Annotated in this window: 19 protein-coding genes and 1 other RNA gene; 13 read left to right on the top strand and 7 right to left on the bottom strand. The window is 49.5% G+C overall.

What is annotated here, in order from left to right; genetic code table 11:
* Positions 1 to 716 precede the first annotated feature (716 nt).
* The 4 genes from ssrA to mnmC form a co-directional block, all read right to left on the bottom strand.
* Positions 717 to 1,073, bottom strand: a transfer-messenger RNA (tmRNA) gene (gene ssrA, locus C2M17_RS01420).
* Between the two features lie 164 nt (positions 1,074 to 1,237).
* Positions 1,238 to 1,909 (bottom strand): ribonuclease T, encoded by a 672-nt coding sequence (rnt, locus tag C2M17_RS01425; protein WP_105199108.1) that lies wholly within the window; start codon positions 1,907 to 1,909, stop codon positions 1,238 to 1,240.
* Positions 1,910 to 2,377: 468 nt separating this feature from the next.
* Entirely contained in the window at positions 2,378 to 2,737 is a 360-nt protein-coding gene (locus C2M17_RS01430; RefSeq protein ID WP_105199109.1) for a hypothetical protein, read from the bottom strand.
* A gap of 165 nt (positions 2,738 to 2,902) precedes the next feature.
* Positions 2,903 to 4,882 carry a bifunctional tRNA (5-methylaminomethyl-2-thiouridine)(34)-methyltransferase MnmD/FAD-dependent 5-carboxymethylaminomethyl-2-thiouridine(34) oxidoreductase MnmC gene (gene mnmC / locus C2M17_RS01435; protein ID WP_105199110.1) on the bottom strand — a complete coding sequence of 660 codons (1,980 nt, stop codon included), beginning with the start codon at positions 4,880 to 4,882 and terminating at the stop codon, positions 2,903 to 2,905.
* Between the two features lie 187 nt (positions 4,883 to 5,069).
* Here mnmC and fabB point away from each other — a divergent pair, with 187 nt between their 5' ends.
* From fabB to purF, 10 genes are all read left to right on the top strand, one after another.
* Positions 5,070 to 6,284: a beta-ketoacyl-ACP synthase I gene (gene fabB, locus C2M17_RS01440; protein WP_105199111.1), complete on the top strand. Its 1,215-nt coding sequence runs from the start codon at positions 5,070 to 5,072 to the stop codon at positions 6,282 to 6,284.
* A 105-nt stretch (positions 6,285 to 6,389) separates the two neighbouring features.
* Positions 6,390 to 7,505, top strand: coding sequence for a 4-phosphoerythronate dehydrogenase (locus tag C2M17_RS01445; protein ID WP_105199112.1), 1,116 nt, complete (start codon positions 6,390 to 6,392; stop codon positions 7,503 to 7,505).
* Positions 7,506 to 7,522: 17 nt separating this feature from the next.
* Positions 7,523 to 8,539, top strand: a complete 1,017-nt coding sequence (locus C2M17_RS01450) for an aspartate-semialdehyde dehydrogenase (protein WP_105199113.1) — start codon at positions 7,523 to 7,525, stop codon at positions 8,537 to 8,539.
* Between the two features lie 347 nt (positions 8,540 to 8,886).
* The gene (locus tag C2M17_RS01455) at positions 8,887 to 11,127 is read left to right on the top strand and encodes a FimV/HubP family polar landmark protein (RefSeq protein ID WP_105199114.1); all 2,241 of its coding nucleotides are present in this window, start codon (positions 8,887 to 8,889) and stop codon (positions 11,125 to 11,127) included.
* Between the two features lie 101 nt (positions 11,128 to 11,228).
* On the top strand, positions 11,229 to 12,017 hold the full coding sequence (gene truA / locus C2M17_RS01460; protein ID WP_105199115.1) for a tRNA pseudouridine(38-40) synthase TruA: 789 nt from the start codon (positions 11,229 to 11,231) through the stop codon (positions 12,015 to 12,017).
* Positions 12,018 to 12,204: 187 nt separating this feature from the next.
* Positions 12,205 to 13,080, top strand: coding sequence for an acetyl-CoA carboxylase, carboxyltransferase subunit beta (gene accD / locus C2M17_RS01465; protein ID WP_105199116.1), 876 nt, complete (start codon positions 12,205 to 12,207; stop codon positions 13,078 to 13,080).
* A gap of 27 nt (positions 13,081 to 13,107) precedes the next feature.
* Positions 13,108 to 14,367, top strand: coding sequence for a bifunctional tetrahydrofolate synthase/dihydrofolate synthase (gene folC / locus C2M17_RS01470; RefSeq protein WP_105199117.1), 1,260 nt, complete (start codon positions 13,108 to 13,110; stop codon positions 14,365 to 14,367).
* A gap of 11 nt (positions 14,368 to 14,378) precedes the next feature.
* On the top strand, positions 14,379 to 15,047 hold the full coding sequence (locus C2M17_RS01475) for an SPOR domain-containing protein (protein WP_105199118.1): 669 nt from the start codon (positions 14,379 to 14,381) through the stop codon (positions 15,045 to 15,047).
* A 60-nt stretch (positions 15,048 to 15,107) separates the two neighbouring features.
* Positions 15,108 to 15,602: a CvpA family protein gene (locus tag C2M17_RS01480; protein ID WP_105199246.1), complete on the top strand. Its 495-nt coding sequence runs from the start codon at positions 15,108 to 15,110 to the stop codon at positions 15,600 to 15,602.
* A gap of 17 nt (positions 15,603 to 15,619) precedes the next feature.
* Entirely contained in the window at positions 15,620 to 17,134 is a 1,515-nt protein-coding gene (purF, locus tag C2M17_RS01485) for an amidophosphoribosyltransferase (RefSeq protein WP_105199119.1), read from the top strand.
* Positions 17,135 to 17,208: 74 nt separating this feature from the next.
* Here the strand turns inward: purF and C2M17_RS01490 are convergent, their stop codons facing one another.
* Positions 17,209 to 17,808, bottom strand: coding sequence for a Yip1 family protein (locus tag C2M17_RS01490; protein WP_105199120.1), 600 nt, complete (start codon positions 17,806 to 17,808; stop codon positions 17,209 to 17,211).
* Positions 17,809 to 17,961: 153 nt separating this feature from the next.
* Between C2M17_RS01490 and miaE the strand changes: the two genes are divergently transcribed.
* Positions 17,962 to 18,732: a tRNA isopentenyl-2-thiomethyl-A-37 hydroxylase MiaE gene (gene miaE / locus C2M17_RS01495; protein WP_105199121.1), complete on the top strand. Its 771-nt coding sequence runs from the start codon at positions 17,962 to 17,964 to the stop codon at positions 18,730 to 18,732.
* 95 nt (positions 18,733 to 18,827) lie between these two features.
* Here miaE and C2M17_RS01500 read toward each other — a convergent pair whose 3' ends face one another.
* Together C2M17_RS01500 and C2M17_RS01505 are read right to left on the bottom strand one after the other, a co-directional pair.
* Positions 18,828 to 19,565, bottom strand: a complete 738-nt coding sequence (locus C2M17_RS01500; RefSeq protein ID WP_105199122.1) for a UDP-2,3-diacylglucosamine diphosphatase — start codon at positions 19,563 to 19,565, stop codon at positions 18,828 to 18,830.
* Between the two features lie 48 nt (positions 19,566 to 19,613).
* Positions 19,614 to 20,105, bottom strand: coding sequence for a peptidylprolyl isomerase (locus C2M17_RS01505; RefSeq protein WP_105199123.1), 492 nt, complete (start codon positions 20,103 to 20,105; stop codon positions 19,614 to 19,616).
* Positions 20,106 to 20,292: 187 nt separating this feature from the next.
* Between C2M17_RS01505 and cysS the strand changes: the two genes are divergently transcribed.
* Complete coding sequence (gene cysS / locus C2M17_RS01510; protein ID WP_105199124.1) at positions 20,293 to 21,672, top strand: cysteine--tRNA ligase; 1,380 nt, start codon at positions 20,293 to 20,295, stop codon at positions 21,670 to 21,672.
* 139 nt (positions 21,673 to 21,811) lie between these two features.
* Positions 21,812 to 22,708, top strand: a complete 897-nt coding sequence (locus C2M17_RS01515) for a DMT family transporter (RefSeq protein WP_105199125.1) — start codon at positions 21,812 to 21,814, stop codon at positions 22,706 to 22,708.
* Positions 22,709 to 22,720: the final 12 nt, after the last annotated feature.

The following is a 22,720-nucleotide window of genomic DNA, read 5'->3' on the forward strand; positions in this document are numbered from 1 at the left end:
CCGCTTCCACCATTTACGGAGGGTTGGTCTGGAAATACCACACCTACGGCAAACCAAACCCGCATCATTGGTCTCTTCATACAGCTTAATTCAGGTAAGCCGCTGTTGAATTTCTCTGTTCATAGACACCAAGGATATTGAAATGATGTCTATGAATCATACAACTAAAGACCCCAGATGACAAAATTAAACAAGTGCAAAACAAGAAGAGGCCATCGATTCTATATTGCAGAGCCACTTCAGGGAATGCTAGAAGGTATGCAAATGAAATGGCTATATTTACTTTTTGAAGAAAGAAAATGTCGTTGCTTGGTTCAAACGCACTCATGATGGCTTAATCTTCCTTGATGTCGAAAAGGTGGCTTATCTATTAATTGAAAGTCGAGAATAACAAAACAAGTCCACCAGAAACCAGCCCAACGAACCAAAAAAAACTCTTGCCTTGCTCGCCATCGAGCAGAGCCAGCATCTAAAAGCAACAAACTTAAAGCTGAAACTGGCAGGCCAAGTCACCAAGAAAGTTAGTGCCTATTGATAGTCCTATGATCATAACAAACTGCATTGGATGATGTGCAGAATATCTGTTCTCTATTCTCGTGCTATAAACGTGCTATTTGATGCTACTTTCTAGCACTTATTGAAACACTACCAAAACACCAAGAAACAAAAAACCCCATTAAAAACAAGTGTCTTAATGGGGTTTTAGTACGGTTATGTGGTGGAGCTGGGGGGATTTGAACCCCCGTCCGGAAAGCGTCGACCTTCGGTCCTACATGTTTAGTATCGTCTATTGGTTAACCTTTGAGTCTCGGACGAACACGATAAACAAAGGCGAGGCCGCTTAGTTTTAGCCCTTCAACCCCGGCCAGGGTTTCCGTAGCGAGTCCGTGTAGGGTGACACTTCAGAACCGGGTCCACAGACATACACCGGAGAAGTGCTAGCGGGCTATTATGCCGCTAGAGCGTAGTTATCGTCGTTTGCGATTACTTTAAATGCGGCTTTTTTACGAGGCCAACCGCACCTCGACATGCACCTTAGGCTTCTTGAATCCCGTCGAATCCTAATCAGCCCCTGAAATACGTTTCAGTCCTTGTAGTATAACTGAGTCGGCGCCTTTACCACAAGCACGATATTAGAAATTGTTATAAATCAGGAGCCTTAGCCTAATTACTGTGCAAGAAAATGCGCTCTGCAGACCAAAAGACTTATCATCAGCCCTGTTTGCGGGTATCGGAGCTACTCCGAGGCCGTTTGCTCTTGCGCTTCTTCTGATTCTTCGACCGGCAAAGGCCAGCCGCCAAGGGCTTGCCATTTGTTGACTATATAGCAAAAGAGCTCGGCGGTACGCTCGGTGTCATAAAGGGCACTGTGCGCCTGGGAGTTATCGAACTCGATGCCGGCGGCACGACAGGCTTTGGCCAGCACGGTTTGTCCCAGCGCTAAGCCCGCCAGTGAGGTGGTATCAAAGCTGACAAAAGGGTGAAATGGGGTGCGTTTAATTTTGCAACGCTCGATGGCGGCATTCAAAAAGCCGTGATCAAACGCGGAGTTATGGGCGACCACAACAGAGCGCTGACAACCGGCGTCCTTTTGCGCCTTGCGCACAAACTTACAAATGCTTTTTATCGCCTCAAGCTCGTCAACCGCGCCGCGTAGTGCGCAAAACGGGTCGATACCGTTAAATTCGATGGCTGCCTGCTCAATATTGGCGCCCTCAAACGGAGTAATATGAAAATGCTCGGTTTGATCTAGGCTCAGCACGCCCTGGTCGTCCATTTTTAAGGTAGTGACAGCAATTTCCAATAACGCATCGGTTTCTTTATTAAAGCCTGCGGTTTCAACGTCGATAACTACTGGAAAGAAGCCGCGAAAGCGTTGTGAAAAAAGAGGTTGTTGTGCGTCTGCCATCTATTTACTGCCCAAAGCCGATAAAGGTCGGCTATTATCGCAAAAACTCGACCCGGCCAACAGGGCTAAGGAAAAATTATTGTTGCTCACCCTAGCAGCCTCTAGGGAGAGGTTTATAAATTGCTAAATTTCCTATAGAGCCAGAATGTAATTTGAGGTCAAAGAGCCAATTAGATGTTGCGTCCAATAATACCCTGGTTGACTCGGGGCAAAAACCGTCGCGTGGTGATCCAGATGGCTAAGCCTTAGCAAGGCGTTAGTGAATTCGGGGAAAGTAAAAAGCCAGCGGGCCGCTGGCTTTTTTATGCTTATACCAATTCTGTTAAGTATGTGAGCAGAGATAGCGCTGGATAAATGATGTGATAACAAGGCGGAATTTTTCTTATGTTATTCTCCATAGAAAAATTCCAACGCCGTTAGCATGATATTTAGCCCGCTAGAATGATTAGCTATTTAAGTGAATTGGTATCACATGTCGCCGGCGGTCTTGGCGTTGACCATGGCGCTGATCTCTGTCCATTCGCCGCGCTGGTATACGGCAATGCGCAGCGGGTGGCCGGCAACATTATAAAACAGGGTAAAGCGGTCGATATCGCTGGTGATCTTCAGCGGCTCACCCAGTTTGTCGCTATAGAACGACTGCACCTGGCTGTCACTAAGGCGAGTGAAACCGTCTAAGACCATAGGGTACTTTTTTTCCACCGTCATGTGGGTTTGAAAATCTTCTGGCAACGGCAAAATAGATAAGTCGGCGTTAGCCTGGTGGCTGGCGGCCATCAGCAGGCCTGCAAATGTTAAGGTTGCCGCTCGACGAAGCGCGTTGTTCATGGTTTCACTCCATTTATATAAAATTATTAACCTGGATTGTAGGGTTAGGGCTTTATTCGTCTTATCCGTGTTAAGGGAATAAATAAGTTACAGCTCAAGCAGTTACTATCCCAGTTCAGGTTTATTACTTATCATATATAAAGTTAACCCATGTTTAACGAAAAATCATGTTATTTGTCCGCGTTTTAGGCCTCGGATAATAAATCGGGCCGGATGCAGGGCCTGATCAACACGTAAACTAAGAGGAAGTGGTTCATCACACAGGCTGGCAACCAGCGCCTCGGCACATATGGGAGCAGTGCATAAACCGCGGGCTCCGAGGCCGGTAAAGAGGTGTAAACCGCTAAACTCGTGCTGCAAGGGCTCAGCTTGCTGCCATACGCCCACACCCAGTTGTGGGAAGGCCTTCATATATTCATGATCTTGTGCATATTGACCAAAGAGCGGCAGGTGATCGCTCAAGGTGGCGCGAATGGCCGCCTTAGCGCCTGTGACTGTGCCTAACTCCTCGGTCCAATCACATTCACCATAAAAGTCGGCAAATTGCTGCCAGTTGGTGTCATTATCCTCGGCGCGAATATCCCGCTCTTTGGTGTCCTTGGTAAAGGTGGCGCCCATGCAATGCGCGCCCTGGCTACTTGGGGTGAAGTAACCCTTGTGGCAAAGCACGGTATTAAGTTTACTTGAAGCCGAGCTGTTTTCCAGATGTGATACTTGCCCGCGCACGCTTTGCAGCGCCAAGCCTTGACCCGGCAGCAGGCTGTCACTGTGCTCACCCATACAAATAAAGATATCGTCGAACGGACCGTAGGTTTGCTGCTCACCCTCTAGATACCATTGCTCGTCTTGTTGACTCAAAGAGCGGATAGGGGTGTTAAAATTGAGCTCATGCGCCACCTTTTGGCAGGCGGCATCCGCTAAGGCCTGCACCAATTGTGGCGGGCTCAGCCAGCCACCTTTGGGAATAAACAGGCCACTATAAGGGATATCTATTGCCGCTAATTCACTGGCTTGCTCTGCATCCACCTTGTGAATAAGCCAGTTAGGCCAGTTATCCTTGGCCACCAAGTTAGCGTGGCGTTTGCGCATCTCATCCTTTACCCCTTGTAACAAGACGCCGCACCATTGGTGATCGAAGGTGAAACCCTCACTCAGTAATTGATCATACAAGCGTCTGGCGTAGGCAAAACTGTGGGCAAAGAATTCGCTTGAAGGTGATACATCCGCCTGTAGATGCGGGTAGAGGGCGCCCTGATTATTGTGGGAGGCACCCTGGGCCAGATCGCCGTCGGCGCAAAACAAGGTGGCGGCGATATTGCGGGCGCTAAGACGATGCAGCAACAGGCTGCTGGCAATGCCGCCGCCGATAATGGCGACCTTATTTAAGGCGCGTGCCTGGCGCTGATAGGGAGCTGGGCAGTTGGCCTGTGCTGTTGGCGCTGTTAGTTGACCTACTATCATCTCCCGTTTACGGCCATAGCCCTTAACTTTTTTTACCTCAAAGCCGGCATCTTTCAAGCCGCGGCGGACAAAACCGGCGGCGGTAAAAGTGGCAAAGGTGGCCTGCTCGCGGCCTAAATGAGCCATGGCATCGAACAGGCTTTGTTGCCACATATCCGGGTTTTTACTCGGTGCAAAGCCGTCTAAAAACCAGGCATCGACCAGTCCGGCGCTGCCATAATTAAGCTGAGCCAATGAGTCCTTTACATCGCCTATCCATAAATCCAGGGTAACATTGCCAAAGTGCAGACGGTGGCAACCGGGCAGGGCGTCAGGGTACTGGGCCAGTAATTGCTCGGCATATTGACTCAGTTGCGGCCAGTTATTCAGGGCCTTGGACAGATCGACTTTGCGAATGGGAAATTTCTCAAATGAGATAAAATGCAAGCGTTCGGCCTTTTTATCGGCACACTGGGTAAAGCGCTGCCAGGCATTAAGAAAGTTAAGGCCGGTGCCAAAGCCGGTTTCGGCAATCACAAAATGTTTGCGAGGATGTGATTTTAGTCTCTCATCTATCTGATTATGCTGATAAAATACAAAGTCAGATTCGGCCAAGCCGTCTTCGTTGGAAAAATAAACATCGTCAAAGGCATCGGCTACCGGAGTGCCGGTGTCATTAAAATGGATAGTCGCGTGGGTGATCATGAAGACTCAAGGCTTAACAGTTTGGCCGCTATTTTAACGTCTTTAGGGCGGCACGTATATTGTCACCAAAAGATCATCGCGACATGCTTGAAAAGTTCAGAGTACAGATGTACGCTGGAATGACCACTTTGTAGGACATTTGCGCGTACACTACACGCAATTTAGGAATAAGCTAGGGTAAATTCTCATGAGAAGAGCCGTAATTACGGGTATCGGTGTAGTTTCAAGCATCGGTAATAATAAAGAAGAAGTATTAGAGTCTTTAAAAACGGGCAAAAGCGGTATCGCTTTTAACCCAGAGTTTGCTGAATACAACCTTCGTAGCCAGGTTTCTGGCAGCATCGACTTAGATGTGAAAGAGCACGTTGATCGCAAAGCATTCCGTTTTATGGGTGATGCGGCAGCCTATGCTTATATTTCTATGGCGCAGGCGATTGCCGATGCCAAACTAACGGATGAGCAAGTATCTAACGAGCGCACCGGCCTTATCGTTGGCTCAGGTGGCGGTTCATCTAAGTACCAGGTTGAAGCGGCAGACACCTTGCGCGAAAAAGGCGTTAAGCGTGTAGGTCCTTACATGGTTCCTCGTACCATGGCGAGCACCACTTCTGCGTGTTTGGCCACTCCTTTTAAAATTAAAGGTGTTAACTACTCAATCAGCTCGGCTTGTGCCACATCTGCACACTGTATCGGTCACGCGGTTGAGCAAATCCAGCTGGGTAAACAAGACGTGATCTTCGCCGGTGGTGGTGAAGAGCTACACTGGACCCTAGCAATGGAATTCGATGCCATGGGTGCCTTGTCTACCAAGTACAACGAGACACCTGAAAAAGCATCACGCACCTATGACGCTAACCGTGACGGTTTCGTGATCTCTGGTGGTGGCGGTATCGTGGTTGTTGAAGAGCTAGAGCATGCCCTTGCTCGTGGCGCGCACATCTACGCTGAAATCACGGGTTATGGTGCCACTTCTGATGGTTACGACATGGTAGCTCCTTCGGGTGAAGGTGCGGTACGTTGTATGCGCCAAGCCATGCAAGACCTGGACTCGCCGGTTGATTACCTGAACACGCACGGCACTTCAACGCCTGTAGGTGATGTAAAAGAGCTGGGTGCGATTCAAGAAGTGTTCGGTGGCAACTCACCTGCTATCAGTGCAACCAAGGCGATGACGGGTCACGCTCTAGGCGCTGCCGGTGTACACGAAGCAATTTACTCATTGCTAATGCTTGAGAACAACTTCGTAGCACCGTCTATCAATATCGACGAGCTGGATGAGCAGGCACAAGGCCTGGACATTGTTACCGAGCGTCGCGATGTTGAGCTTAACACCGTGATGTCTAACAGCTTCGGTTTTGGTGGCACCAACGCGACCCTGGTAATGAGCAAGTACAAAGCTTAATACCGACCTGAGTTTGCAGAAAAAGCCACGCAATTGCGTGGCTTTTTTGCTTTGTGGCAGCAGCATGATTAAAATAGCGCTCCGCTAGTCCCTCTGGGAAGAAAAATGAAAATATTAGCAGATCAAAATATGCCCCTTGTGGATGCCTTTTTTGCCCCTCTGGGCGAGATTGAGCGATTCGATGGCAGGGCCTTGACTCCAGAAATGGTCAAGGATGCGGACGTATTACTAACGCGCTCGGTGACCCAGGTTAATGCCGAGTTGTTGGCGCAAAATACCAGCTTAAAGTTTGTCGGCACCGCCACCATAGGCGTCGATCATATAGATCAAGCTTACTTAGCCGAGCGTCAGGTGCCTTTTGCCAGTGCTCCGGGTTGTAATGCGGTGGCCGTAGCCGAATATGTGCTCAGTGCGGTGTTTGCGCTGGCGCAAGAGCAGCATTTTTCTGTGTTCGACAAAACCATCGCCATTGTTGGTGTGGGCAATATCGGCCAGTGTCTGGCGGATAAACTCGCCGCTATCGGCGTGAAAACTCTTTTGGTCGACCCACCGAGACAGAAGCGCGGCGATGTCGGAGACTGGCACAGCCTGGAAACAGCCCTAGCCGAGGCCGATATCATCACCTTTCATGTGCCCCTGGTTAAAGACGGCGAGCATTGCACCTATCATTTACTCGATAAGCAGCGCATCGATGCATTGAGTGAAGGTAAAATTCTGATCAATGCCAGCCGTGGTGATGTGATAGACAATCAGGCCCTGTTAGCGCGTCAGCAAGCCGAGGATGACTTATGCTTGGTGTTGGATGTGTGGGAAAACGAGCCGGATATTCTCGAAGAGCTGTTGCCCTATGTAGAGCTGGCGACGGTGCATATTGCCGGACATACGCTGGAGGGCAAGGGCCGTGGTACCTCGATGCTATATCAAGCCTTGTGTCAGCACCTGGATCTGACACCCAACAGTGATTTAGCACAGCATTTGCCGACACCAAGCCTGACTCAGCTTACTCTAAGCGAGAGCTGGAGTAAGGAGGAGCTTGGCGCCCTGGTACACCTAATTTACGATGTGCGTCGTGATGACGCCATTTTACGTGCACAACTGCATAGCCATGGCTTTGATCTGTTGCGCAAAACCTATCCGGTTCGCCGCGAGCTCAGCACCTTGACGCTCAGCGGTAGTAACCCTTACCTGAGCGCCTTGGCAGCGTTTGGGTTTAGTATTTAACGCCTTGAGGAAGAGATATGTCGCAAAAATATAATGTCGCGGTATTGGGCGCCACTGGTTTAGTGGGTCGTCAAATCATAGAGACCTTGGCGGAAAGAAAATTTCCGGTTGATCAACTGTTCCCATTGGCCAGCAGCCGCTCTGCGGGTGAAGAGATTGAATTCAACGGCGAAACCATAGAAGTACTTGATGTTGAGCAGTTCGACTTTGCCAATGCGCATATCGGCTTGTTCTCGGCCGGTGGCAGTGTGTCTGAAAAATACGCGCCCATCGCTGCAGAGGCTGGGTGTGTGGTTATCGACAATACCTCACAATTCCGTTACGACTATGATGTGCCTCTGGTTGTGCCAGAAGTGAATGCGGCCAGTCTGGCGGATTTCCGTAACCGCAATATTATTGCCAACCCAAATTGTTCAACCATCCAGATGCTGGTGGCGCTAAAGCCAATTTACGATGCTTACGGCATTGAACGCATTAATGTCTCTACTTACCAGGCGGTGTCGGGTGCAGGTAAAGAAGCGGTTGACGAGCTGGCAAAGCAAACCGCTAACCTGATGAATGGTCGCCCACTGGACAATAAGGTTTTCACCAAGCAAATGGCGTTTAACGTTATTCCACAAATTGATGCCTTTGAAGACAACGGCTATACCCGCGAAGAAATGAAAATGGTGTGGGAAACGCAGAAGATCCTGGGTGATGAAACCGTAATGGTGAACCCAACGGCGGTGCGCGTCCCCGTGTTCTTCGGTCATGCCGAGGCCATTCATTTAGAAACCCGGATGCCGGTGGACGTTGAGCACGTTAAGCAGTTATTACAGGATGCTCCAGGTGTTGAGCTTATCGAAGACGAGCATGATTACCCAACGCCGGTATCCGATGCCAGCGGCAACGACAGTGTTTATGTCGGCCGTGTGCGTCAGGATATTTCTCATCCGCATGGCTTAAATATGTGGGTGGTGAGTGATAACACCCGTAAAGGTGCGGCTACCAACAGCGTACAGATTGCTGAAGAGCTGATCGCTCATTATCTTTGATATCAGCGGCACAGGTTGTCGACCTTTGCCGCTATGGTTGTAGGTCGGCATTCTATGCCGACAAAATCCTCAATTAATATCACCATGTCGGCGCACAGCACCGACCTACAAGAGAGCGGCTAATGGCCGCTTTTTTTATACATATCAAGCGCTTCGTTCTAGATTTAAATTGCCTCACTGGTCGTGGATATTCGCCAATATCTGGTTTATAGTTTGCAAGTGGAATAATACTTGCTGTTACTTGCCATAAATTGCAATAAAGCACAAAAATAACAACGAATCGTCAAAAAATGCTCGTTTGCCCACAGCCCTGCAAATAAAGCACTTAACGTTAGTAAAGGAAAAGCATGCGCTCTCTAGTTACCCTGTTTTTTTTACTCCTGGCCTTAAGCCATGCTGGTGCCAGTGCGCAAAGCACCGAAAACCGTGATCCGGAAGGGGCTGATAATAGCGGGCAAATTCGTGCTATCGGGCCGATTAAACCGAGCGATACCCTGTGGCGTATTGCCGCCAGGGTGCGCCCGGACAATTCAGTGACCATGTATCAGGTGATGGTGGCGCTGTATGAAAAGAATCCAAACTCCTTTTTAGATAACAACCTTAACCACATGCGTGACGGCGCTTACTTACAGATACCGTCGATGCGGGAAATTCGCACCATAGATCCGCTTTTGGCCAAGGCCAAATCGGAGCAAGACGATAAGTTGTGGGCCAAGATCAGAACTGCGGGTACAACCGCAAGTGTTAAAACCGGTAGGGTGCGTCAACAGCAGGCAGCACAAGCAAAACGTGAATTGGAATTAGAGATTGAGCGACTCAAGCAAGAGCAAAATGAGCGCTTAGTCGAGTTACAACAGCAGCTTAGCGCTTCGGTAAGCAATGCCGAGTCGATCCTCGCCGACAATGAGCGTCTACGTGCGCAATTGCAGAAAATTACCGATCAGCTTATTCAGGTTCAGGCCCTGCTTGATGAAAAAGATGCCGAGCTGCAACAACAGCTGCAGCAGTTTATGGCCGAGCGTAAGGCCATGGCGCGACAACAGCAAATTCAACAGGAGCAAAACGCCAACTGGTTTAATGCGTTGCCCGGCTGGTTGACTTGGTTGCTGATGATGACGTTGCCGGTTTTAGCCATTGTGGCGCTGGTGGTGGTGTTTTTGAAAAAGCGAAGCAAGGAAGAAGCGCCTAGCCCGGTGGCAGCAGAACCATTGACCGCCGAGACTCAAGCAGTTGCCGCGGCTCAGCCCTTAAACGAGCCGAATGAAGTGGATTTTGCCGCTAATTCCAAGGAAGAGAACGTCGAGGAAAAGAACGCCAAGGCAGAAATCAGCCAAGAAGAAGCAGTATTCCAGCAGAGCTCTGATTTACCGAGCATTGATGCCGATACCTATGTCGAGACCGATAAACCGGTGTCACTAAGTGACAATCTGGACGCGCTGAGCGATGCAGAAATTAATGACTTATTTGTCACTAAGGTGCCGGCGAACGAAGAGCTAGATAAGGATGAGGTTCAGGGCGAAGACAAGGAGCTTTCAGCCGAGCTGTCGGCCGAGCTTTCAGCTGAACTTTTACCGGAAGATTTACCCGAGCATGCGGCAAGCGCAGAAGACGAGTTTTTACCTGAGGATTTATCCCAGCCTTTGACAGATCTTGCTCCTGAGCCTTCAGCTGAGCTCTTGCCAGAAGAGGTTGCCGATGAATTCGAAATTGATCAGCCGCTAGCTGGTGTACAGGGTGAAGATGATGAACATTCAGGCGCTTCATCCGCCGAGCTTTCAGCTAAACTTTCAGCTGAACTTTTACCGGAAGATTTACCCGAGCATGCGGCAAAGGCAGACGACGAGTTTTTACCTGAGGATTTAGCGGAGCCTTCTCCTGAGCCTTCCGCCGAGATCTTAGTGGAAGAAGTTGCCGATGAGTTCGATATCGATGCTCTGTTGGCGGCGGACTACGACGAAGACTCGGCCCTTGACGATGAGCAAATGGATGAAGCGTTTCTTGAGGATATCAGTGACACGGATTTCGATGCCATGCTTAACGAATTGGCAGAGTCACCGACTCAGTCAAGGGAGCAGCTGCCGGAACGGGACGATATTCCTGGTGATGTAGACTTGCAGGCATTGATGCAAGATGCGGATGATGATCTCGCCGATCTTGAACCCATCAATGATGGCCTTGTTGATGCGTTTAGCCAAGCCTCTGATGAAGCTGCAAGTGATGGTCAAAGTGAAGACGAAACCGAGCTGGCGGCCGCACCACAAAAAATAGAAGCGGGCAGCGCAGGTCAGTATGTGGAAATCGATGATCTGCTGGCGCAAAGCGATGACGCCGAACTCGTTGAGGAGCCTTATAAAGACGCCAATATGGATGTGGGCCTGGGCGAGTTTGATGATTTGCTCGAAGATACTCCTAAAACAGATGTCGATACCGAGGACGGCGGTTATAGCGCTAAACTGGATTTGGCCCGTGCCTATCTGGAAATCGATGATCTTGACTCGGCACTGGAGGCGCTGCAAGAGGTGCTTGATAATGGCCCGCAAACCCTGCAGCAAGAAGCACTGGCACTGAAAGAGCGGCTTCAAAGATAAGCGCCTTGGCGTGATTGCTAACCCCTAATAAGCAGCCGGATTAGCTATTTAGGGCCAGAGCAGATAAAATGCCGAAAATTTTGCAATCGAAAAGAGTGTCAATGCGCGTCGCGTTAGGAATTGAGTATAACGGTGCTCGCTACAGTGGTTGGCAGCGCCAGTCCCATGTCAGCAGTATTCAGCAAGAAATTGAAACGGCCTTATCGCGAATTTGCGATCATTCGGTTGAGATCACCTGTGCCGGGCGCACAGATGCCGGTGTCCATGCCACGGGCCAGGTTATACACTTTGATACCCACGCCAAACGCGATATGGGCGCCTTTACCCTGGGCATGAATTCGCAGCTGCCAGACGACATTGCCGTGCGCTATGCCATGCAGGCTGACGATGAATTTCATGCCCGCTTTAGTGCCACCGCCCGTCGTTATCGTTATGTGATTTACAATCATCCTTATCGCCCTGGAATTTTACGCTCCGGTGTGACCCATTATCACCAGCCCCTTGATGCCGAGCGCATGCATGCGGCTTGTCATTATATGCTGGGTGAGCAAGACTTTACCTCCTTTAGGGCGGTGCACTGCCAGTCCAATACGCCGTTTCGCAATATTCATCACCTTAATGTGGAACGGGTGGGGGACTATATAGTCATAGATATCAAGGCCAATGCCTTCTTGCACCATATGGTACGTAATATCACCGGCTGTTTAATGGACATAGGCGTAGGCGCACAGGAGCCGGATTGGATGCAACATTTGTTGCAGCTTAAAGACCGCACCCAGGCCAGCGCCACCGCCAAGCCTAATGGTTTATACTTGGTGGATGTTGACTATCCCGAGAAGTGGCAAATACCTTCTACCCCTTTGGGGCCGCTGTTTCTGCCCAATAATTAGGGAAAAATAGCGTCACTTTTTGATGTATTTAGTTCATACAAAAGTTTGACTGGTCGCCGTAATAGACTACGCCGACCAGTTTTTTATATCTAAGCAACTAAATTCATGTTTTAATTGTGCTAATTTATCGGCTAATTTTGGGGTGGTACATCCGCCTCGCTACTAACAAGCATTAAGAGAGTTGCAAATGAGCTGGTTAGAAAAGATCTTACCAAAAACAACCAAGTCTTCGGGCAAAAAAGAGATCCCTGAGGGCGTTTGGGCTAAATGTACTTCGTGTGATGCCATCCTTTATAAGGCTGAGCTAGAAAAGGCAATGAACGTGTGTCCTAAGTGTGATCACCATATGCGTATCACTGCACGTAAGCGTCTGGAGCTATTTTTAGACGACGCCGGTCGCACCGAGTTGGGCGCTCAGCATGAGCCTAAAGATGTCTTGAAATTTAAAGACTCGAAAAAGTATTCAGATCGTATCAACGCTGCACAAAAGAGCAGCGGTGAGAAAGATGCTCTGGTTGCCATGAAGGGCCAGCTAAAGGGTATTCCTGTTGCCGCAGTATCGTTTGAATTTGCCTACATGGGTGGTTCAATGGGCTCGGTAGTGGGCGCGCGTTTCGTTGAAGCCGTGAATGTGTGTTTAGAGCACAACATGCCACTGGTGTGTTTCTCTGCGTCGGGCGGTGCTCGTATGCAAGAGGCGCTTATGTCACTGATGCAGATGGCGAAAACCAGTGCTGCACTGGCGAAAATGAGCGAAAAAGGCCTGCCGTTTATCTCGGTACTGACCGACCCAACCATGGGTGGTGTATCGGCGTCATTGGCCATGTTAGGTGACGTTAACGTGGCTGAGCCAAAGGCACTTATCGGTTTCGCCGGTCCGCGCGTAATCGAGCAAACTGTACGTGAAACCCTGCCGGATGGTTTCCAACGCAGTGAGTTCTTACTTGAGCACGGTGCCATCGACATGATCGTTGACCGCCGCGAAATGCGTGACACCTTAGCGCGTCTGCTGGCCAAGCTAATGAACTTGCCTTCTACCGAACAAGAGCATAGAGTAGCGTAAATTTCTCGGCAATCTAGAAACTTACCTATGTCAGATTCGAAACCGAGCCAATCGTCTAGCCTAGATGATTGGCTTTGTTATTTAGAGCAGATCCATCCTGCCAACATTGAAATGGGCCTTGAGCGCGTTCAGCGCGTGGCAGAGCAAATCGGCCTGCTCGATACCCGCAGCAAAATCATTCTTATCGCTGGCACCAACGGCAAGGGCACCACGGCCCAATGTTTAGAAGCGCTGTTATTAGCCCAGGGCTATAGCGTCGGTACCTACGCCTCGCCTCACCTTATTCGTTACAACGAGCGGGTGCGCATCAATGGCGCCGAGCTTGACGATCAAATTCATGTGGATGCCTTTAACGCGCTTGAACAAGGGCGAGGGGACACCGCACTGACTTATTTTGAGTTCGGCACCTTAGGGGCGCTGCACATCTTTAAGCGTATGGATGTGGATTATGTGCTGATGGAAGTAGGCCTAGGCGGGCGTTATGATGCCACCAATATAGTCACTCCCGTTGCCAGCGTGATCACCACGGTAGACCTGGATCATAAAGAATACCTGGGCGATACCCGCGAATTGGTAGGCTATGACAAGGCCGGTATTTTCCGCACCGGTGTGCCTGCTATTGTGGGCGATTTGGATATACCCCATACCGTAGTCGATTACGGCAAGGAAATTGGCGCCGATCTATGCCTATCCCGTCGCGATTTTCATTTTAGTGAAGATGAAGTCACCTTTAGCTGGCAAATGGACGATTATGATCTGTGCTTTGCCCAACCTGCTATTCCGGCGCAAAATGCCGCCACGGCGCTGAGCGTACTTTATAAACTCAACCTATTACCGGATATTACGGTGATCGCCGATTGCCTTAAGGCCCTTAAGGTCACCGGGCGTTTTCAGACCCTGAGCGAGCAGCCTCGAGTAGTCACGGATGTGGCTCATAATCGCGAGTCTGCACGTTTTCTCGCCAAGCGTTTACAATCCTTTAAGCAACAAGGGGTTAGTATTTATGCTATCGTTGGTATGTTGGCCGACAAAGAGCACGCCGATGTTATTGAAGCGATGAAGGATGCGGTCGATTATTGGCATGTGGCTACCTTGGATAACCCCAGGGGCACACAGGCTGAGCAGTTGGCCAAAACGATAGGCAAGCAGGTCAGTGTAGCCGGCGCCCATAATTGTGTTGGCGATGCCATTGAGGCGGTTTTACCGCAACTTTGCGAGCAAAGCCTTTTGATTATTTTCGGATCGTTTTACACTGTAGCAGAAGCAATCACATTTTTTGAGAGTTAGGGGCTGTAAGAGTGAACTCAGGGTTTGTTAACCGTTTGATCGGAACCACTATTGTAGTTGTTGCCGCTATTGTTTTTATTCCTAATATTTTGGATGGCGATAAGGTGCGGTACAAGGAAGGTTTTAAAGCCATACCCGAGCGCCCTGAGTTCAAGTCTATCGACTTACAGCAGGCCTTGTCTGACAAGGCCGATATGGCTCCTTTACCTAAAGATGAAAAAATCGAAGAATTAGCCTCCGACGATGAAAAGCTCGATTCTGGCTCAGCTGAGGATTTAGTTGATGGTTTAGCCGGTGATTCCGTCGATAAAACCGCCGGCACACCAGCGCCACAGCCAAAGGCGCAGCAACCCAGCACAGAAAGCACCACAGTGGCGGTTTCCACACTGACCAAGGATGAGCCCCTGGAGCGTCCCAAACAAAGTGGCTTAACGCAAATGGCCTATGTAGTGCAACTGGGTGCCTTTTCCCGCAAAGGCAGTGTCGATGCGCTGATGGCCAAGCTTAAGAGCAATGGTTTCAAGGTCTTTACCCGCGAGGTTAAAACCGCTAACGGCACCCTGACCAAGGTGTTGGTGGGGCCGGAATTAAGTAAGGAAAAGCTTGAGCAACAACTGCCCAAGTTACAAAAGCTGACCAATTTACAAGGTCGTATTACCCAGTTCCAAGTAACAAAATGATCTGGTATTTAACGTCCCGCTCCGCTAGAATGCGCCCCAAACTAACGACTAGTGGTTATTATGATCTGGGTTGATTACGCCATTGCCGGCATTATTGCACTGTCTACCATTATTGGCTTAGTGCGAGGCTTTATTAAAGAGTCTATGTCGCTGGCCGTTTGGGCCGCTGCGTTTTTTGTATCCAGTATCTTTTACCCCTATTTAGCTTCCTACCTAACCAATATTTCAGAACCCCTTTTAAGAAATGCCGCAGCGATAGCCATACTGTTTTTCTCTACGCTGTTGTTGGGTGGATTGTTAAATTACATCTTAGGCGAGTTGGTGCAGCGCACCGGTTTGTCGGGTACCGATCGCGTGTTTGGAATCGTGTTTGGTGCCTTGCGTGGCGTGTTGGTCGTCAGCGCTATTCTATTCTTTCTCGATGCCTTTACCGGAGCCCCAAATACAAACTGGTGGAGCGCATCTCGACTTATCCCTGAATTTGGCTTTGTGATCGAGTGGTTTTTTGACTACCTCGAGAACAACTCAAGCTTTTTAAATTCAGCTAACCGTTAATCGGCGAGGAAATTTTAATGTGTGGTATCGTTGGTATAGTCGGAACATCGCCTGTTAATCAGGCTTTGTATGATGGCTTAACTGTTTTGCAACACCGCGGTCAGGATGCGGCGGGTATTATTACGATTGAAGATAATACCTTCAGTCTGCGTAAGGCCAATGGCTTAGTAAAAGATGTGTTCCATACAAGACACATGAAGCGCCTGCAGGGCAATATCGGCCTAGGTCATGTGCGTTACCCAACCGCGGGTACCTCAAGCTCGGCGGAAGCGCAGCCTTTCTACGTGAACTCGCCATTCGGTATTGCCATGGCCCATAACGGTAACCTGACTAACGCCGAGCAGCTAAAAGAGCAGCTGTTCAACGAGGCGCGTCGTCATGTAAATACCACCTCGGACTCCGAAATCCTGCTAAACGTGCTTGCCCATGAGCTGAGCAAGTGTGACAAGCTGAAATTAGCCGCAGAAGATATCTTTGCCGCTATTTCAGAGGTGAACTCTAAGGTTATCGGTGGTTATGCCACTATCGCCATGATCATCGGCCACGGCATGGTTGCGTTTCGTGACCCGCACGGTATTCGTCCGCTTATCTTTGGTAAGCGCGAAACTGAAAAGGGCACAGAGTACATGTTCTCATCAGAGAGCGTGGCACTGGACACAGACGGTTTTGAAGTTATCCGTGACGTAGCTCCGGGTGAAGCCATTTATGTAACCGAAGACGGTCAGTTGTACTCACAACTGTGCGCTGATAAGTCGGTTTACAACCCATGTCTTTTTGAATTCGTTTACTTTGCCCGTCCTGACTCAACTATCGATAATATGTCGGTATACGCCACACGCGTAAACATGGGTACCAAGCTGGGCGAGAAGATCAAACGAGAATGGTCTGATAAGGACATTGACGTGGTGATCCCAATTCCAGAGACTTCATGTGATATCGCTTTGGAAATCGCTTCAGTACTTGAACTGCCTTACCGTCAGGGCTTTGTGAAGAACCGTTATATCGGCCGTACCTTCATCATGCCGGGTCAGGAACTGCGTAAAAAGTCAGTACGTCGTAAGCTCAATGCCATTGCCCGTGAATTTAAAGGCAAAAACGTATTGTTGGTTGATGATTCAATCGTGCGCGGTACCACTTCAGCCCAGATCGTTGAAATGGCCCGTGAAGCCGGCGCTAAGAATGTATACTTTGCCTCAGCGGCACCGGAAGTACGCTTCCCGAACGTCTATGGTATCGATATGCCATCGGCTGCCGAACTGATCGCTCATGGTCGTGAAGTAGAAGACATCAATGCCAGCATTGGCGCCGACGGTCTTATCTATCAATCACTGGAAGACCTGGTTGCCGCAGTATCCCAGGAAAACCCGGAAATCACCCGTTTTGAAACCTCGGTTTTCGATGGTTACTATGTGACCGGTGATATCGACCAGGATTACCTAAATCGTATCGACGAGCTACGTAATGACTCGGCCAAGTCTGGTCGTGAAAAGGCGATGTCGGCAAACTTGGAAATTCATAACCAAGACGATTAAGCGAATAGACAATAAAAAAGGAGCCTTTGGCTCCTTTTTTATTGCTTAAAATTATTGCTAGCGGCTGAAGGCGGCTAGCTAAAGACAGGTGAGACTATGCCGTTGGTCCATAAAATAGCGGTCGCCGCGAGGATAATCACCAGGAGCACCAGGCCACAGGTCACCACTGAGCTGGCATAGATAAAACCGCGTTCGTGAGGAATATGCATCAAGATTGGCACGCCGGTGTAGAGTAGATAGACCGAATAGCTGAGCGCCACCAAACCAACGCAGACAATAAACCACAAGGTCGGATAGAAGGCTGCAAAGGCCGCCATAAATACCGGCGTTGAGGTATAGGCCGCAAGCTCAAGTGTTTGCGTAAAGGTCGGCTCGGCGCCGAAGGTTTTTGCCATCCAATGAGCCAAATAGGCCAGCGCAAATACGCCGACAATCAAGGCCACATACATGGCGCCACCAATAAGCAGTGCGCTGTCGTGAGTCAGATAGACGGGATCGCCGGTGCCGACGCTCCAACCTAAATGAACCGCCGAATAATAACCCATGATACTGGGGATCAGGGCGATAAGTAGAATATGCGATAAGCTGTAAAGTAGACTTTCGTGGCGGTTGTCGATGGTTTGCCACTCTTCAACCGGATGGGCGTACAAGCCCCAAAGATGATTTAGAATCATATAGTTACCCCTTAAATAAACTGGTTTTTGGCTGTATTATTTTTCACCAGCACTCATTTATGTATCGTCCAGAGCTAGAGGTTTGTCAAGAAAGTCCCCCCGCGCGATGAATATGGTAAAATAGCGCCAATTACCAAGATATTGATTGAAGTTATGCTGGCCAAGTACCAAGAATTATTAGCACCTATTCATTCTTTTTTGCGCTGTGAAACACCGCAATCCTGGGTTGAAGAAGCGAAAAAGCCGGAAAATCTGCGCATTATTCTGACCGATCACCTGATCTGTGAACTCAAAGCCGCGCAGAGCGCCATGTATCTTATTCGCCGTTATGCGGTGGACGAGCAAAGTGGTGAGGCCTTATTGCAGTGGCTTAAGCCTTATGAAGACTTTACCTATCGCCAGGTCGGCGATTGGCGCGCTCTTGCCGATCACAATAAGCTCAACAAATCCATGATCCCTAAATCCAGCGTACCTTATGGCCAGGAACTCATAGATAAAATGGTGCTGTTGATAAAAGAAGAGTTGCACCACTTTTATCAGGTGCTGGAGATCATGCAGGAATGCGGTATCGACTACGATAAAATCACCTCCAGCCGTTATGCTAAGGGGTTGTTGCGCCATGTACGCACCTATGAGCCCCAGGCTTTGATCGACAAGCTGATCTGTGGTGCCTATATTGAAGCGCGCTCATGTGAGCGTTTTGCCATGTTGGCGCCCCATGTGGATGCGCGTCTGGGTGAGTTTTATGTCTCCCTGCTGCGCTCGGAAGCGCGTCATTATCAGGATTATTTGACCCTGGCTTCGGCTCTCGCCGGTGAGGATATTTCCGAGCGCATCGCGTTTTTTGGTGAGGTGGAAGCGGAGTTAATTGCTTCGCCGGATAAGGATTTTAAGTTTCACAGTGGCGCCCCCGTTGCCGCTTAGCGGTTAACTAAAAAGTGGCCAACTTAAAACGCCTAACTAAAACAAAAAAGCCCACGCGCTAATTGTGCCTGGGCTTATCGTTTTTCCGGTGTGAGCTATTTAAAGTAAAGGCGCTCGCGCTCATGGCCATGGCACAGGGTCAGGCCGCTAGCATCGGCCACTATGTAGGAGCTGTGCTCATACCAATCACCGAGTACCACCCGGGTTTTACCGCCATGATCATGAATAGCGGGGCGGTGGGTATGACCGTGGATCATCAGTTCCACCTGATGTGCGGTAAAGGTGTCTAGTACCGCACCAGGCTCTACATCTAAAATCTCGGCGTGTTTGTTTTTCTGGCTCATTTTACTCTTAATGCGCGCATTGCGAGCAACGCGGCGGCGATACCAAAGTGGCATGGCCAGCATTAATCTCGGCCACCACCAACCGCGAGACTTGCGGCGAAACTTTTGATATTCGATATCCTGCGTGCACATTTCATCGCCATGGAGCAGCACCACTTGTGTGCCGTAGAGGTTGATTACGCTTTGCTCGGGCAGTAAAGTCATGCCCGCCTGGGCTGCGTATTTCTTGCCGATCAGAAAGTCACGGTTGCCATGAATAAAGTAGACCTTCACGCCACTATCACTTATCGCTTTTAATCTTGTGGCAATATCATCGCTCAGTGCTTCATTGGCATCATCACCAACCCAGACCTCAAAAAAATCACCGAGAATATAAAGCGCATCCACATCTGCATCTATATGGGTATCTAAAAACTCAAAGAAGGCGGCGGTGATATCTGGCTGAGCGGCGCTCAAATGCAGGTCGGAAATAAACAGCGTACGTTTCATAGGGCCCTTAATAGCAAAAAGCGCGACAGAGCCGCGCTTATTAAAGTATTACTCTACAGTAACCTTAGTGATCACCACATCTTCAAGTGGCACATCCTGGTGGAAGCCAGCAGAGCCAGTGGCTACGCCTTTGATCTTCTCTACTACGTCCATGCCTTCAACAACTTCGGCAAATACACAGTAACCCCAGCCTTGCGACGTTTCGCTGCTGAAGTTCAGGAAGTCGTTGTTGTTCACATTAATAAAGAACTGAGCTGTGGCCGAATGTGGATCCGGCGTACGCGCCATGGCTACCGTGCCCACTTTGTTGCTTAGGCCGTTGTTGGCTTCGTTATCAATTGGGTCTTGCACAGACTTTTGGTCCATACCTGGTGTAAAACCACCACCTTGGATCATAAAGCCATCGATAACACGGTGGAAAATAGTGCCATCGTAAAAGCCTGATTTGGCGTAGTTTAAAAAGTTGGCAACTGTTTTAGGTGCTTCTGCTTCAAATAGCGCCAGCTTGATGGTGCCCATATTGGTTTCTAATACAACCATGATGATTCTCTATGTATTGAGGTGAAAAGATTATTTTATCTCACAGCAGTGAAACACTCAATTGACTAAGGGAGGATAGGGCCATTAAGTCCTTTAATTTGTTGCTTTTGGTCTTTTGTTCGGTGGCGGCTTGCCCAGTGCGGTGGTAAGATAGCGCCATTAATATAACCGATAGGATCCCCTTGTAATGTTGCAGATATACAACACACTTTCACGTCAAAAAGAACACTTTGAGCCCTTGAATGCCAATAAAGTGGACATGTATGTGTGTGGGATCACCATTTACGATTATTGCCACGTTGGCCACGCCCGTACTTATGTGTCGTTCGACGTGATGAACCGTTACCTTCGCTACCTTGGCTATGATGTCACCTATGTGCGCAACATTACCGATGTCGACGATAAGATCATTGCTCGCGCCAATGAAAACAAAGAGCCTATCGATGCTTTAACTAAGCGCATGACGGCTTCCATGCATGAAGACTTTGCTGCCCTAAATATTCTGGCGCCGGATATCGAGCCTACGGTAACCGGTCATATGGATGACATTATCGCCATGATCGAGCGTCTAATTGCCAAAGAGCACGCCTATGTAGCGCAAAGCGGTGACGTGCTATTCGATGTTTCCAGCTTTAATGATTACGGCAAGCTATCACAGCAAGACTTAGAGATGCTCCAGGCCGGTGCGCGTGTTGAAGTTGCCGCAGGCAAAGACGATCCTTTGGACTTCGTGCTATGGAAAAAAGCCAAGGCTGGTGAGCCAAGCTGGTCGTCACCTTGGGGTGAAGGTCGCCCAGGCTGGCATATCGAATGTTCGGCCATGAGCTCTAAGCACCTAGGCGAATACTTTGATATTCACGGCGGTGGTTCGGATCTACAGTTCCCACACCATGAGAACGAAATTGCCCAGTCGTGCTGCGCTAACAATGGCCGCTATGTGAAAACCTGGATCCACACCGGCATGGTGCAGGTAAATAAAGAAAAGATGTCTAAGTCATTAGGCAACTTCTTTACCGTGCGTGAGGTATTAAAAGCCTACGATCGTGAAACCGTGCGCTACTTCCTGATCAATGGCCATTATCGTAGCCAGTTGAACTACTCGCAGGAAAACCTGGAGCAAGCCCGCGCATCTTTAGAGCGTATCTACACCGCCTTACGTGATGTGGAGCCGGTTGAGATTGAGCTTAAAGGTAACAAGTATGCGGCGCGTTTTGAAGCGGCCATGAATGACGACTTCAATACGCCGGAAGCACTGCCTGTGTTATTCGAGCTGGCAAAAGAAGTGAACCGCCTTAAGGGTGAAGATGCTCCAGCGGCGGGTCAACATGCCTATCTGCTGGTTAAGCTGGCGGAAGTATTAGGTATTGCTCAGCAAGACCCAGCGGCTTTCCTTCAGGGTGAGCAGGACGACGATGAGGCGGCGCACATCGAAGCGCTGATTGAACAGCGTCGTCTGGCCCGTGAGAACAAAGATTGGGCTGCGGCAGATGAAGCCCGTGATGCGCTTACGGCCTTGGGTGTGGTGCTTGAAGACAGCGCCGGTAAAACCACCTGGCGTAAAGCGTAAAGCGTAAACGCAAAGGTATAACGCCTTGTTAAAAACGCCGCGCATTTGTTCGCGGCGTTTTTGTTTGTCGTTTCTGTCTTGACCTCAAGCTAGCTTGAGGTTTTAGCCTGGCTGCCGTTATTATCAATCAGGAATCCGAATGAATATTTTTCTTGCCATGATCCCCGCCTTCTTATGGGGAACCACCTATGCGATCACCAAGTACGCCATGCCCGACTGGCCACCCATTTTACTTGGTGCCTTGCGAGCCTTACCGGCAGGGGTTGTGCTGTGGCTTCTTAAACCCTCTTTGCCCAGAGGTGGGCAGTGGCGCCCCTTGCTGCTTTTGGCTGCGGTGAATATCGCCCTGTTTTTTGCCTGTATCTTTGTGATGGCGGTTAATTTGCCAGCGGCCATTGCCGGGGTTGGCATGGTTTCCGTACCTGTGGTGGCACTGCTTTATGCTTGGCTGGTGAAAGGGCAGAGACCCGCCTTGGTGCAATCCATTTGCGCACTGGCTCTGGTCTTTTTAGCCTGGCTCTTGTTCGATCCAAAAGAAGTGAGTTTAACCCTGATTGGCATGCTGGCGTTATTTGCCTCCTTGCTCTGCATAGTGGTTGGCAGTGCCCTGGTGCAAAAGTTCTCCATGCATATTCATTGGTGGACGGTACTGACCTGGCAACTGATCCTTGGCGGCACCTTGCTTGCAATTGCTGCGCTTATCCAGGCATTTTATCTTGAGCCCGAGGCGTATCAGGCGCTGCAAAATCCCATCGAGCGCCAACAATGGTTGGCAGTCTTGTGGCTGGTGCTGCCCAACACCGCAGTTGCGTACAGCTTATATGTATGGCTGTTGGGGCGCATGTCTGTGGTGGAGTTTACCTTTGGCACCATAGCCAATCCCATCGCGGGTATTATTACGGCGGCGCTGTTATTGGCCGAGACGTATCAAGGTTGGCAATATGCCTTGATGATGGCGATGATAGTATTTTCGGTAACGCCGCAAGGGGTGCAATTACTGCGCTCGCGATGGGAAAACAAAAAGGCCAGCATTTAAAGCTGGCCTTTT

This window comes from Pseudoalteromonas sp. T1lg10, assembly GCF_002964545.1.
GTDB lineage: Bacteria > Pseudomonadota > Gammaproteobacteria > Enterobacterales > Alteromonadaceae > Pseudoalteromonas.